This is a genomic window from Nocardioides sp. S-1144 (assembly GCF_005954645.2).
Classification (GTDB): Bacteria; Actinomycetota; Actinomycetes; order Propionibacteriales; family Nocardioidaceae; genus Nocardioides; species Nocardioides dongxiaopingii.
The window spans coordinates 823,465-836,381 of sequence record NZ_CP040695.2; the positions used below are offsets into that span (position 1 = coordinate 823,465).

Below are 12,917 nucleotides of genomic sequence, written 5' to 3' on the forward strand. Positions count from 1 at the left end.
CCTCAGCTGAACCACCACACACAGAGAAGAGACAACGATGCACACACCCCTGTCCCGGCGAGTCCGCCTCGCGGCGATCTCGTCGACCGCCCTGCTGGTCCTGGCCGGCTGCTCGTCGGAGGACGAGGACGAGTCCGCCGGCGACGGCGAGCCGGGAGGCTCGTCGAGCCAGTCGCCGGGCTCGACGCCCGCGCCCACCTCACCCCGCGTCGCGGTCAGCTACGAGGGCGGCATCGTCGTCCTCGACGGTGCGACGATGGAGGTCGTCGCGGACGTGGACTCCGAGGAGTTCACCCGCCTCAACCCGGCCGGCGACGACCGCCACGTCATGGTGACGGTGGCCGACGGCTTCCAGCTCCTCGACACCGGTGCCGGCACCGAGAGCGGGGAGGCGGAGCTCACCGACGTCGTCTTCGAGGCCGACACTCCCGGTCACGTCGTCACGCACGCGGGCCGGACCGTGCTGTACGCCGACGGCACCAGCGACACCACCGTCATCGACACCGCGAGCCTCGCGACCGCGTCCGAGGAGGCGCCGGAGACCACGACCGTGCCGGGCGTCGAGGCCCACCACGGCGTCTCGATCGTCCTCGAGGACGGCACCCTGCTCACCACCGTCGGTGACGCCGAGTCGCGCTCCGGCGCCGTCGCGCAGGACGAGGACGGCACGGTGATCGCCGAGAACGACCAGTGCCCCGGCATCCACGGCGAGGGCACCGCGGCCGACGAGGCGGTCGTGTTCGGCTGCGACGACGGCGCACTGCTCTACGTCGACGGCGCCTTCCAGAAGCTGGCCGCCCCGGACCAGCCCTACGGCCGGATGGGCAACGCCTACGTCAGCGAGACCAGCCCGCTGGTCGTCGGCGACTACAAGACCGACCCCGACGCGGAGGGCTACCTGCTCGACGAGGTCGCCGTCATCGACACCGCCGCGGCCACCCACGAGGTCGTCGAGCTGCCCGAGGGCGTCGAGTACACCTTCCGCGACGTGGCTCGTGGCCCGGACGACCTGGCCTACATCCTGGCCACCGACGGAGCGATCCACGTGATGGACCCGGAGACCCGCGAGCTGACCGATGCGTTCCCGGTCGTCGACGCCTGGGAGGGCCCGGCCGAGTGGCAGGACCCGCACCCGGCCATCAAGGTGGCCGGCACCGTCGCCTACGTGACCGATCCCGCCGACAGCGAGGTGCACGCGGTCGACCTCACCACCGGTGAGGTGCTCGCGACGGCGACCCTCGACGTCGCCCCCAACGAGATCGCCGTCGCCGGCTAGGCACCACGGCCAACGGCACGACCCGAGTCCCCGACCCGTCCTGGACGGGCCGAAGGCTCGGGTCGTCGTCTCGAGATGGACACCAGCCGGACCACAACAATCGATATCGGTGTTCAATACCGATATCAGTTGGTGCGCGCCAGGCGATCGGGAGGAACACGATGACGAGTCCACCTCAGTCCGAGGTCACCAGACCGCGGTCCTACCTCGGGCAGACCGAGGTGGTGGCGCTGGTGGTCCTCGCGGTCCTCCTCGGCGGACGCTGGCTGGTGCCGCTGCTCGACCACCCCTCGCTCGCGACGTGGAGCACGATCTTCGTCGCGATCGTGATCCAGTCGACGCCGTTCCTGGTGATCGGGGTGATCCTGTCGGCCGTGATCTCCGCGCTGCTCTCGGAGAAGGTGCTCGACCGCGTCGTGCCCAAGAACCCGGCCCTGGGGGTCCCGGTGGCGGGGGTGGCCGGGATCGGGCTGCCCGGCTGCGAGTGCGCGGCCGTGCCGATCGCGGGCAGCCTCATCCGCCGCGGCATCGCGCCCGCCGTCGCCCTGACCTTCCTCCTGGCCGCCCCGGCGATCAACCCGGCGGTGATGGTGTCGACCGCCGTGGCGTTCCCCGGTCAGCCCAGCATGGTCGTCGCCCGGTTCGTCGCCTCGCTGCTGACCGCCGTCCTCGTCGGCTGGTGGGTCCTGTCGCGAGGGGCGAGGCTGCCGATCACCAAGCGCCTCGAGGCGTTCGGTGAGGACATGTCGAAGCGCGAGAAGTTCGTCGAGACGGTGCGCCACGACTTCCTGCACGCGGCGGGGTTCCTCGTCATCGGCGCCATCCTGGCCGCCGGCATCAACACCTTCGTGCCGCGCTCGATCGTCGAGACCGTGGCCGGCCAGGCCGTGCTCGGCGTGCTGACGCTCGCGTTGTTCGCCTTCCTGGTGGCCCTGTGCTCGGAGTCCGACGCGTTCGTCGCGGCCAGCTTCACCGCCTTCTCCGACACCGCGAAGCTCGTCTTCCTCGTGGTCGGGCCGGCCATGGACGTCAAGCTCGCCGCGATGGAGGCCGGCACCTTCGGCGGCCCCTTCGCCCGGCAGTTCGTGCCCGTGGTGGTGGCGACGGCGATCCTCTCGGCCGTCGGGGTGGGATGGTGGCTGCTGTGAGCACGCACCCGACGTCCCCGAGGTCGAGCCTGCGAGCGCGGCTCGCTGCCGGGACGATGTCCCGGCCCACCCAGGGCCTGCTGATGGCGTTCCTCGGCGCCGTCCTGGTCCGCCTCTCGCTCACCGACGCCTACCTGCGCTACGTCACACCGTGGATGAAGTGGCCGATCCTGCTCAGCGGCGTGCTGCTCCTCGGACTCGCGATCGGCCTCGTCGCCTCGGACCGGACCGGCTCGCGGAGCGACGACCACGACCACGACCACGGTGACGACGGCGACGACGGCCACGGGCACGGGCCGATCCCGCTGGTCACCTGGCTCCTCGTCCTGCCCGGCCTGGTGACCTTCGTGATCAGCCCGCCGCAGCTCGGCTCCTACCTCGCGGAACGACGTGCCGGGGAGACCCAGTCGGTCGTCGAGCCGGCCTCCCTGACCACCCTGAGCTCGGACGAGGTGGTGCCGGTCGACGTCACGGAGTTCATCTGGCGGGCCCAGGACGGGGGTACCACCCTCGAGGGCCAGCCGGTCGAGCTCACCGGTTTCGTGTCCTACGACAAGGACGACAACTGGTACGTCACGCGACTGACCATCGGTTGCTGCGCGGCCGACGCGGCGGGTTTCCAGGTCGAGGTCGACGCCGCCGACGACGGGGCCGCACGACCGCCGCGCGACCAGTGGGTCACCGTGACCGGCACCTACGTCCCCGGCTCCGGTACCGACGGCCGCACGCCGCCCGTGCTCACCGCCACCGACGTCGAGCAGATCGCGACGCCGAAGCAGACCTACGAGTGAGCCCGCGCCCACGCCGGCTGGCGGCGCCGGTCGCGGTGCTGGCGGTCGTCGGTGCGGCGTTCGTGGTGGGTGACCGCGAACCCGTGACGAACCCCGACCCGGGAGCCGGCTCCCCGAGCAGCGCCTCGAGCGGCACCCCGGCCCCGCCCATCGTCTCGGGCGAGGAGTTCTGCGCCGGCTTCGGCTCCCTGGTCGCGGCGCGGGAGAAGCACCTGGCGGCTCCTGCGCCCGAGACCGTCCAAGGGATCCGGGCCGCGGTCCGCGAGCTCGACGAGCTCAGCGCGGGTGCCGCCCTGTCCGAGTCCGCGCGCGGCGGCGTCGAGTTCCTGGTCGAGGTCATGGGAGGGCTCCCCGACGACGCGACCGCGCAGGACGTCGTCGAGGCGGACGACATCGTCGACCGCCAGGACGGCGTGGAGGCCGAGGCGCTGGCGATCCACATCGGTGAGACGTGCAACCGGCCCCCGATCTCGAACGCGAGGTGAGGCGCGGGACGGCGCTCACCGCCGGCGACCCTGGCACGATGGACCTCCTCGACGAGGGCCGGGCCGGCGCCGCTGCCCCGGCGGAGAGGGACGGGGACGCCGGGTGACCGACCGCCACGACGATCGGGCCACGGACGTGTCCCGCGCCCGACGACCGCGTCGCAGCTGGGCGTTCTGGCTCGGCCTCGGTCTCGTGCTCAGCGGCCTCTCCCTGCTCGGCTGGGTGGGCTGGCAGCTGTACGGCACCAACATCGTGTCGCAGCAGCGGCACCAGGAGACCGTCGAGCAGCTCCACCGGACCTGGGACGACCCCGCCGGCGGCACCGACGTCGAGACCGACCAGGGCAGGGCCGACGCCGTCCTGCGGGTGCCGGCCCTCGGTGACGACTACGCCGTCCCGATCCTCCAGGGCGTCGAGGACGACGCGCTCGCCTCCGGCCTGGGCCACTTCGAGGACTCCGCGCAGCCCGGGGAGGTCGGCAACTACGCCCTGGCCGGCCACCGGGTCACGCACGGCGAGCCGCTGCGCGACATGCCCGAGCTCGAGGCGGGCGACGAGCTGGTGGTCGAGACCCGGGACGCGGTGTACACCTACGTCCTCGACACCGGCGGCGAGGACCTCCGCGTCCCGTTCACCGCCGGCTGGGTCGTCGCCCCGGCTCCCGTCAACCCGGACGGCGGCGTCGGCCCCGACCCGGGGGCCGAGCGGCTCATCACCCTCACCACCTGCGCCGAGCTGTTCCACACCGACGACCGCCTGGTCGCCTTCGGACACCTCGCCTCCGTCGAGCGGCGCTGACCCGACCCATGGCCCCGCCGTGGGCGGTGCAGGCAGCGTCGCGCCGAGTCGCGCCGGTCGCCGTCGCGGCGCCGGTCAGCGGGCGTTCCAGTGCGCGACGACGCGCTGGGCGCTCAGCGCGGTGGAGTAGATCGCGAGCTGGTCCACGCTGGCCGACCAGGAGGCGGGCGGAGCCCCGACGCCGGTGGGCAGGGACCCGTAGCCGACGCGCCACCACCCGGAGAAGGCGCCCGGCACGCTGGTCGCACCCGAGTCGACGGCGACCCCGTCGAGGTACATGACCGCCCGCGAGGACGAGAACAGGCCGGTCCCGTTGCCGGTCACGGAGACGACCAGGTGGTGCCACTGGTTGTCGTTGTAGGCCGTCGGCGACTCGACGACCGAGCCGCCGAGGAAGCCCCACCGCCCGTAGGTGATCCGGCCGTTGGCGCGCATGTAGACGTGACGGTCGTACTGGCTCGACGTGTTGTCCCGCGTCGACTCGAAGCCGACCATCTTGCCGCCGGCGGTGGTCGCCGTCCTGAACCACAGCTCGATGCTGAAGTTCACCGGACCACCGGTGGCCCCGCCGCCGGTGACCATGCGGTCGGTGCCGCCGTTGATGCTCACCGCGGTGCCGGGGTTGCGGGGGAGCGCGCCGGGGACGCGGTAGGCGCTCAGGCCGGTGTAGGTGCCCGTGCGCGACGCGCCGGAGCGGTCGGCGGCCAGGGCGCCGCCGACCTCGTCGAGGAGGTAGAAGGACTGGGGTGCGTCGGCCATCACCGCGGCGGTGTAGCGCTGGTACAGCGTGCTCGAGGCCTTCCAGCGGTTGGAGGCGGTGCTCGTGGTGTCGGTGAAGGCAGCCGTGGCCACCGTGGTCGACCCGAGGACGACCAGCAGGGCCAGGGGAGCGGTCGCGAGGGAGAGCAGTCGCCGCGTGCCGGGGGAGCGCAGCGACCGGCGCCGAGCCGGGGGCGATGCGGTCGCCCGTGCGTCGGAGCCGTCCTGGTCCTGGTCCTCCTCGTCGCCCTCGTCGTCGGGTGGCGCGTTCCTGGTGCGCGGCACCACCCGCAGCGAGGCCACCGCGAAGGCGAGCATCGTGAGGGCGACCCAGAACACCAGGGGCGCCAGGTCGCGCTCGGCGACCCAGGTGACGGGCAGGCCGACGTAGGGCACGAGCAGGATGGCGCGGTCGTGGAACAGGGAGCGCTCGACCGGGGTGGCGTCGGTGACCTCGTTGGCGTCGCCCGCGGTGATGTAGCGGCCGTCGTCCAGGCGCTCGTTGATGCGGTGGACCAGCTGCTCGTCCGCCCCGGTGGCGGGGTTGGTGAAGATCATCACGCGGCCGACCGGCAGGGGACCGGTCTCGGGCAGGGGCTGGGCGACGACGACGTCGCCGACCTGGATGTTCGGCTCCATGGAGCCGCTGCGGATCACGTGCGAGGACATGCTCAGCACGCACGGGACCACCGCGATGGCGATCAGGGTGAGGACGCCGCCGCGGTAGGCGCGCGCCAGGCAGATGGTGGTCAGCCTGGCCCATCCCCACCAGGGGCTGGGACGGGCGGGAGCGGCGGGTCGGCCCCCGTCGACCCGACCGGGGGCCGCCGCGTTGGCCGACGTCATCGATGACCCCTCGGTCGAGTCGGGTGCATGACCTGGTGCGTCTCGGTCCGGCAGGACCTCAGCTGCTTTGGAGCTCCCACTGGAAGTCGATGCCGGTCAGCGAACCCTGGAGCGCGTCGACCTGGGTCTGGGTCATGCCGGTGGCGTCGAAGTCCCAGGTGACCTTGTAGGTCTTGGACTGGGTGCCCTTGTCGACGTCCCAGCCGCCGACGCCGTCGGCGTAGTCGTCGTAGCCGGCCAGGGTCGACAGCGGCATGCGGGGGATGATGGTGCCCTCGGCCACGAACCCGGTGCAGCTGGCGAAGGTGCCGCCGTTGCCGGACTGGACGGTCACGAAGACGCGGTCCTCCAGGCCCTTGCCGGAGATGATCGGGTTCACGGCGTAGCCGCGCACGGTGCCGGGCACCGTGGCGTTCGCGGTGACCTTGATGCAGGCGTTGTCGGTGTCACCGGGCTGCATGTCGGCGACCTGGAACCGGGCCGAGCCGGCGTCGTCGTCGGTCAGCGCGACCGAGCCGGTGGCCCAGGAGTTCCCCGAGTTGCGGGTGGTGCCGGTGAACGCGGCGTAGGAGGACTGCCAGACCATGAGTCCGACGACGAGCAGGGCGATCGGGGTCGAGATGATCCCGGCGATCTTGGCGATGCGGGTGCTGGGGGTCTTCATGGAGACGTGTTCCTTCGATGGCGCGCCGGTGCGGCGCTGATGTGGGGGGAACAGGGGGCTGCGCTGGTCCTGGCTCGCCGCCGCGGACCGCGCCGCCCGGCGAGCGGACAGCTGGACCTCGGCAGCCATGCGGTGACTCCCTGCTGCGAGAAGTCTGCGTGCCGGCGTGCGTGCCCGCAGGAGAATCCGCGGGAAACTGGTGTGTGGCGCCCGTCACTGGCCCACGACGGCCCGAACGGACTAGTCCACACGGGCGCCGGGGTGGCCGGTCGGCCACCTCGGCGGCCACGTGGACCAGTGCCACCCGGCTCCCGACGGGGCGGGCGAGCCTGGCGCCTGCCGTCACGCCGGGTTGCCGTCCTGGCAGAGCCGGTGACCCCGGGGAGAGGTAGTGCCCGATGACTCGGCTCGGCAAGCTCGTGGTGGCGGCGTGTGCCGCAGCCCTCCTGGTGGCGGGTCTCCCGCTCCTCACCCCCGCGCCCGCGCAGGCCGCGACCGACCGGTGGGCGTCGTGGTCGCCGATCACCGGCACGTCCAACGCCTACGCGACGTCCGTGCAGCAGCGCTCCGCGGGCTTCCCCGCCGCCGCCGTCGCCACCGACTCCCGCGCCAACGTGCAGCTGCCCTCGGGGGCCTCGACGTTCCTGGGGGCCACCACGCCGCCGGGCCAGAAGTACGGCAGCAGCGTCGGCTCGCCGTACCTCGCGCTGCGCCCCAAGGTCGACAACGCCAGCGGTCCGTCGACCACCACATACACCTTCGACCGCCCGACACCCGACACCGGCTGGGCGTTCGTCCTCGGCGACATCGACGCCGACCAGGTGCGCGTCACGGCGCTGGACGCCGCCGGCGAGCCGGTGCCGGCCGCGGAGGTCGACTCGTGGTTCAAGGGCGGGTTCAACTACGCCGGCGGCGCCGACCAGCCGACCTGGAACGCCGGCACCTCGACGCTCGTCGGCAACCCGACCGCCACCGACACCGACGGGGCCACCGGCTGGTTCGAGCCCGACGTCCGCCTGCGCAGCCTGACCCTCGTCTTCACCCGCCGCGCCGGCTTCCCGGTCTACCAGACCTGGTTCGTGAGCCGCGCACGCCCGATCGGCGGCGCCGTCGCCGTGGCTTCCGGCACCTGCGCGGTCGAGGACACCGTGCTGACCCTGGTCTCGCCGTCGGGCGATCCGCTCGGCTCGGTGAGCCCGGACGCTGCCGGCGACTACGACCTGGGAGAGTTCGCCACCCAGAGCGGCTACACGGTGCGCGTGACCGCCCCGCCCGGGTGCGCCGTCGTGGGAGCCTCCGCCAGGGCCGTCGACAACCGCGGCAACGACGGCTCCCCGGCCTCGCGCGCCGACTTCACCGTGCGCCAGGTCGTCCCGCAGCCGATCAGCGGGACCGTCACCGACCCCAGCGGCGCGCCGGTCGCGGGCGTCAGCGTCACGCTCACCCGGCCCGACGCCTCCGTCGTGACGCTGACGACCGGTCCGGACGGCGGCTACCTCTTCGACGACAACCCCGTCGACGCCGGCTACTCGATCGCGATCGCCGTCCCCGACGGCTACGTGCCGGGCCCCGGAGGCACCGTCATCGGCGGCCTGGCCGTCGGCGCAACCCCGATCACCGGCCAGGACTTCACGATCCGGTCCCTTCCGGACGTCTCGGGCCGGGGCACCGGCGGCGGCGACGGGCTCGGCAGCGTCCCGGTCAGGCTCACGCCCACCGGTGGTGGTCCCGTGGTCACGACCGTCACCGACGGCGACGGCCGCTACACGTTCCCGCGCGTCGACGCCGACAGCTACACGATCAGCATCGAACCGCCCGAGGGCTACACCGGCACCACGACCAGGGACGCCGTCGTCGGCTCGGTCGACGTCACCGGCCAGGACTTCGCCCTCGTCCGTCCCGGCGCCGCGTCGGGACAGGTGAGCGACGACGACGGTCCGGTCGCGGGCGTGACGGTGACCGTCGACGGGCCGGGCGCTCCCGTCGCCGTCGACACCGACGCCGCGGGCGGCTACTTCGTCGACGACCTCGACCCGGGCGCCCACACCGCCACCGTCACCGCCCCGACGGCTACGACGTGCGGGGAGCCGCCACCCTGCCCTTCACGACCACCGCGGCCGGGGAGATCCGTGGGGGCCTGGACTTCCTCCTGCAGCCGGCCACGACCGAGCCCACGGCCACCCCGTCGACCACGACCACGGGTTCACCCACGGCCACCACGTCGCCCACGGCCACCGCGTCGCCGACGTCGGACGGGCCCACGCCGACGTCCTCGACCTCACCCTCCGACGGGGGTGCGGGCTCGGGAGACGGCACCGGTCTCCCCGACACCGGGGGCCCCCCGGTGCTGCTGCTGGTCCTGGCCGGCGCGCTGATCGTCGGCGGCGGCGCCGTCGTGCTGGTGCTGTCGCGCCGGCCGCGCCGGCTTCACTGACGGGCCGGACGCCGGTCCCACCACCGGGCGGCCAGGGACAGGGCCGTGACGAGGGCCAGGACGCCCACCAGCACCACGACGACGCCCGGCCAGCCCTCCTCGTCGGGATCGAGGAACGGGTACGGGTACCAGCCGTCGAGCTGGCCGAACGCGAGGGTCCAGGCGGTCCAGCCCAGCAGCAGCGCCAGGGCGGACCAGATGGTCGCCGACGACACGCGGGGGCGCGGTCCGTACCGGAGCCACCCGAGGATCGCGACGGCGGGGACCGCCATGTGGAGCACCTTGTCGGCGACGTAGTCCCAGCCCTCCAGGTCGAGCAGCGGCCGCAGGAGGAGGAAGTGGACCAGCGCGGTGACCGTGATCGCCACGATGCCGGCCAGCCGGACCACCCGCCACCGGGGTCCGTCCCGCAGCGGGTCGCGCGCCAGGGTCAGGGCCGCGTAGGCGACGAGAGCGTTGCTCTCGACCGTGAAGTAGGCAGCGAACCGGTACAGGCGCAGGCCGAGCCCGGGCGGCTCGACCTCGGCCAGGACGGGGTTCCCGATGATCACCAGCACGAGCTGCAGCGTCAGCCCGCCGACGGCCAGCGCCGCGGTGGCGACGTGCCACCTCCGCGCAGCGCCCATGGCGTCACCCTAGGGTCCGGCCGGCCGCTCCGTCAGGACGAGCGCCGCGGCGGCTGGTCAGGACCCGGTGGCGCTGCCGCCGACGGGGGCACCGGCGGCCGCCCAGGTCCAGTAGCGGTCGCGGGGGGCGACCGGGACGTCGACGACGCGGAGTAGCCGGCCCTCGTCCGGTCGCCAGGCCAGGACGCCGTCGTCGGTGCCGACGAGCAGGGTCCGCGGGTCGAGCCAGGACCACTCGCGGACGGTGTAGCCGCGGTTGTCGAGCCGCAGCACGTGCTCGACCCGCTGGCTCTCGGTGTCGACGACGACGATCTCGACCCTGCGGAAGTCGAGCGGCCGCGGCTGGTGGCCCACCGCGAAGCGTCCCTCGGTGGGGACGACGGCCCGGAGCCGGGTGACGCCGCGACCCAGTCCCGGGATCGACAGGCGCCCGCGCACGACCACGTCGCCGCCGACGTGCTCGACCAGCTCGGCGGTGCCGGCCTCGACCCGGCGCAGCGACAGCACGGTGCCGTCGGGCTCGGTGCCGACCTGCCACAGTCGGTAGGGGAGCTCGGTGACCTCGAGGCTCGGCACCGTGACCCGCTGGCTGCGGCCCCGGACGCCGTCGACGACGTCGTACCCGCTGCTGTCGGCCAGCCAGCGCACCTCGGAGACCCAGTCGGTGCCGGTGTCGACGACGCGGTGCTCGCCCGTGCGCAGGTCCAGCAGCACGACGCCGGCGCGCGACCGACCGGCCCACCACCGCCCGTCCGGCGACAGGTTGCCCGCGCCGTAGGTGTCCGGCCCGGGGTGGGCGGCCTCCGCGAGCCCGAGGTCGCCCAGGTCGAGGCGCCGCCAGCGGCGGTCGGCGCCGAGGAGCAGCACGGTCTCGCCCGACCAGCCCGGCGTGTCGCCGCGACCCTCGGGCGGGTGGTGGGCGAACAGCGCCCGACCGGGCGGGTCCGACAGCAGCGAGGGCAGCGCGGCGGGGTCGCTCGGCACGGCTCGTGGGAGCCGGGTGCGCAGCCGTGGGAGGTCGGAGAGGTCGCGCGGCAGGCGCACGACGTCGCCGGGGTAGCCGCTCGGGTCCGGCGACGCCGGTCGAGTGGTGACAGCCGCGTGTGTCGGCGTCGTCGACCCGAGCCCCTCCTGCGGCTCGGCCCTCCCAGGACTGCACGCGCCGAGGATCAGCAGCAGGGCCAGCGCCACCACCGTCCTCATCGCCGAGCCAGCAGGTCGGTGGCGAAGGATGTGGAGTACTCCGTGGGCCAACAGGCCACCCGCGACAGGTCGCCGCTCTCGACGTCCCAGGCGATGAGGTACTCCTTGGCGGCGTCCCTCGGGAGCACGGTGAACAACACGGTGTCGTCGTCGAGCCAGGACGTCGGGACGAGGTGGCCGCCGTCGGCGTAGTAGCCGGCGCGGTCCTCGACGGGGAGCAGCGCCCGGGTCGCGAGGGTGGCCCGGTCGAGGGCGATCAGCCCGTCGACGTCGTGCGCCGCGGGGCGGCCGCCGACGACGGCGCCGTTGGCGCGCGCCGCGGCCAGCGACGAGTCCGACAGCGCGTAGCGCTGGATGCTCTCCAGGGGCCCCGGGAAGGCCTCCGCCGTGCCGCCGTCGCCGTCCTCGCTGACGAGGGCGGCGCCGGCGGTGCTCGGCTCGTCGGCGCGCCGCTGGTAGGTCAGGCGACCCTCGGGGTCCGCGGCCCACGACACGTACTCGGCGAGGTGCGGCAGGAGCCGGGTGGCACCGGTGGCGAGGTCGACCCGGACGCCGGGACCGTAGCCCTGGAGCACCACGACGGCGCTTCCGGGGAGCCAGCCCACGGAGCCCTCGCGGGCGTGGGCGGGAACCTCGACCCGCTCCCAGCCGCCCCCATCGGGGTCGCCGTCGAGGCCGCCGTCGAGGTCGCGCCAGAAGAAGCCGCTCGACCCGACGGCGGCGACCCGGCGCCCGTCGGGCGAGAGCCGCACCGAGCGTCGGGTGCCGAGCCCGTCGGGCAGGTCGAGTGCGGCCTGGGTGCCGTCGGCGCCGACGAGCAGGGTCTCGCCGTCACCGTCGAGCAGCGCGACGGCGGTGCCCACCGCGCCCGTGCCACCGTCGATGACCGGGAGCACCCGCGGGACGCCGAGGTCGAGCACCGGGAGGCTCTCGGCACCGCGGGGGTCCCACCGGTCCTGGATGCGGTCGAGGGGGATGTCGGGGGCGACCAGCGGCTCGGCCGGTGTCGGCGGCGCGGTGGTCGTGGTGGCCGGCGCCGCCGGCGGCTCGGCCGTGGGACCGCCCGCGCCCTGGACGGCGACCACCACGCCGGCCACGGCGGCCGCCGAGGCGAGACCCGCCGCGATGCCGCGGCGCCGGGTGCGGCGACGGCGCGCGTTGCTGAGGGCCCGCGCCGCCATCCCGACCGGCGCGACGGCGTCCGTGGCGCGGTCGAGGACGTCGTGCAGGTCGTCGGCGTCGAGTGTCATCGTGGTCCTCCGATCAGGTCGAGCAGCTCGGGTGCGCCGTCGCGGAGGCGCGCGAGGGCGACCCGGTTCTGGCTCTTGACGGTGCCGACGGCGATGCCGAGGACCTCGGCGGTCTCGTGCTCGGTGAGGTCGTCGAAGTAGCGCAGCACCACGACGGCGCGCTGCCGCGGGGTGAGCCGGGCCAGCGCCCGGCGCACGACGAGGCCGGCCTCGGCGTCGGTGGTGACCGACGGGTGGCCGCTGCCGGCCGCGGTGGCGGGGTCGACGACGACCTCGTGGCGGCGGCGTCGCCACCAGGAGACGTTGTCGCGCGCGACGATCGTGCGGGCGTACGCCGTCGGCTGCTCCTCACGCAGGCGGGGCCACCGCATCGCGACCTTCACCATCGCCTCCTGCACCAGGTCCTGGGCGCGGTGGAGGTCGCCGGTGAGCAGGACGGCCGAGCGGAGCAGCTGGCGCTCGGCGCCTGCTGCCCACGCGGTGAACCCGTCGCTGTCGTCGTCCCTCATCCACACCTCCGTCGCCAGGAGAACGCTCACACGGATGCCTTTGGTGGGGGCGGATTCCCGGCCGTCGGGATTCTCGGGGACGGGGACGATGACGACCGCGGATCTGGGTACCGGTCGTTGCCTCGAA

General features: G+C 74.0%; 12 protein-coding genes. 6 read left to right on the top strand and 6 right to left on the bottom strand.

Annotated elements, in window-relative coordinates; all coding sequences use genetic code 11:
• Positions 1-37 precede the first annotated feature (37 nt).
• The 5 genes from aztD (at position 38) to FE634_RS03925 (ending at position 4,499) form a co-directional block, all read left to right on the top strand.
• Positions 38-1,276: a zinc metallochaperone AztD gene (gene aztD, locus FE634_RS03905; protein ID WP_187366816.1), complete on the top strand. Its 1,239-nt coding sequence runs from the start codon at positions 38-40 to the stop codon at positions 1,274-1,276.
• 161 nt (positions 1,277-1,437) lie between these two features.
• Positions 1,438-2,424, top strand: coding sequence for a permease (locus FE634_RS03910; protein WP_138875137.1), 987 nt, complete (start codon positions 1,438-1,440; stop codon positions 2,422-2,424).
• Between the two features lie 56 nt (positions 2,425-2,480).
• Complete coding sequence (locus FE634_RS03915) at positions 2,481-3,215, top strand: TIGR03943 family putative permease subunit (RefSeq protein WP_187366817.1); 735 nt, start codon at positions 2,481-2,483, stop codon at positions 3,213-3,215.
• Complete coding sequence (locus FE634_RS03920) at positions 3,212-3,700, top strand: hypothetical protein (RefSeq protein ID WP_138875139.1); 489 nt, start codon at positions 3,212-3,214, stop codon at positions 3,698-3,700. The genes FE634_RS03915 and FE634_RS03920 overlap by 4 nt, the downstream gene beginning before the upstream one ends.
• Positions 3,701-3,836: 136 nt before the next feature.
• Positions 3,837-4,499, top strand: coding sequence for a class E sortase (locus FE634_RS03925; protein ID WP_138875140.1), 663 nt, complete (start codon positions 3,837-3,839; stop codon positions 4,497-4,499).
• 75 nt (positions 4,500-4,574) lie between these two features.
• On the opposite strand, the gene FE634_RS03930 is transcribed toward FE634_RS03925, so the two are convergent.
• A complete protein-coding gene (locus tag FE634_RS03930) occupies positions 4,575-6,104 on the bottom strand; it encodes a LamG-like jellyroll fold domain-containing protein (RefSeq protein ID WP_138875141.1) in 1,530 nt (509 codons plus the stop codon).
• A gap of 58 nt (positions 6,105-6,162) precedes the next feature.
• Entirely contained in the window at positions 6,163-6,768 is a 606-nt protein-coding gene (locus tag FE634_RS03935; protein WP_138875142.1) for a hypothetical protein, read from the bottom strand.
• A gap of 398 nt (positions 6,769-7,166) precedes the next feature.
• Here FE634_RS03935 and FE634_RS03940 point away from each other — a divergent pair, with 398 nt between their 5' ends.
• Positions 7,167-9,143 (top strand): MSCRAMM family protein, encoded by a 1,977-nt coding sequence (locus tag FE634_RS03940; RefSeq protein WP_138875143.1) that lies wholly within the window; start codon positions 7,167-7,169, stop codon positions 9,141-9,143.
• A gap of 52 nt (positions 9,144-9,195) precedes the next feature.
• On the opposite strand, the gene FE634_RS03945 is transcribed toward FE634_RS03940, so the two are convergent.
• From FE634_RS03945 to FE634_RS03960, 4 genes are read right to left on the bottom strand one after another with little or no spacing between them, the layout of a single operon-like run.
• Entirely contained in the window at positions 9,196-9,828 is a 633-nt protein-coding gene (locus tag FE634_RS03945) for a Pr6Pr family membrane protein (RefSeq protein WP_138875144.1), read from the bottom strand.
• Between the two features lie 57 nt (positions 9,829-9,885).
• Entirely contained in the window at positions 9,886-11,031 is a 1,146-nt protein-coding gene (locus tag FE634_RS03950) for a hypothetical protein (RefSeq protein ID WP_148240364.1), read from the bottom strand.
• Entirely contained in the window at positions 11,028-12,281 is a 1,254-nt protein-coding gene (locus tag FE634_RS03955; protein WP_138875146.1) for a hypothetical protein, read from the bottom strand. The genes FE634_RS03950 and FE634_RS03955 overlap by 4 nt, the downstream gene beginning before the upstream one ends.
• Positions 12,278-12,790: a SigE family RNA polymerase sigma factor gene (locus FE634_RS03960; RefSeq protein WP_138875147.1), complete on the bottom strand. Its 513-nt coding sequence runs from the start codon at positions 12,788-12,790 to the stop codon at positions 12,278-12,280. The genes FE634_RS03955 and FE634_RS03960 overlap by 4 nt, the downstream gene beginning before the upstream one ends.
• Positions 12,791-12,917: the final 127 nt, after the last annotated feature.

Excerpts from the sequence above, each read along its gene's own strand:
- aztD (WP_187366816.1), top strand. The coding sequence starts at position 38 with ATGCACACACCCCTGTCCCGGCGAGTCCGCCTCGCGGCGATCTCGTCG.
- FE634_RS03910 (WP_138875137.1), top strand. The coding sequence starts at position 1,438 with ATGACGAGTCCACCTCAGTCCGAGGTCACCAGACCGCGGTCCTACCTC.
- FE634_RS03915 (WP_187366817.1), top strand. The coding sequence starts at position 2,481 with ATGTCCCGGCCCACCCAGGGCCTGCTGATGGCGTTCCTCGGCGCCGTC.
- FE634_RS03930 (WP_138875141.1), bottom strand. The coding sequence starts at position 6,104 with ATGACGTCGGCCAACGCGGCGGCCCCCGGTCGGGTCGACGGGGGCCGA.
- FE634_RS03935 (WP_138875142.1), bottom strand. The coding sequence starts at position 6,768 with ATGAAGACCCCCAGCACCCGCATCGCCAAGATCGCCGGGATCATCTCG.
- FE634_RS03940 (WP_138875143.1), top strand. The coding sequence starts at position 7,167 with ATGACTCGGCTCGGCAAGCTCGTGGTGGCGGCGTGTGCCGCAGCCCTC.
- FE634_RS03945 (WP_138875144.1), bottom strand. The coding sequence starts at position 9,828 with ATGGGCGCTGCGCGGAGGTGGCACGTCGCCACCGCGGCGCTGGCCGTC.
- FE634_RS03950 (WP_148240364.1), bottom strand. The coding sequence starts at position 11,031 with ATGAGGACGGTGGTGGCGCTGGCCCTGCTGCTGATCCTCGGCGCGTGC.
- FE634_RS03955 (WP_138875146.1), bottom strand. The coding sequence starts at position 12,281 with ATGACACTCGACGCCGACGACCTGCACGACGTCCTCGACCGCGCCACG.
- FE634_RS03960 (WP_138875147.1), bottom strand. The coding sequence starts at position 12,790 with ATGAGGGACGACGACAGCGACGGGTTCACCGCGTGGGCAGCAGGCGCC.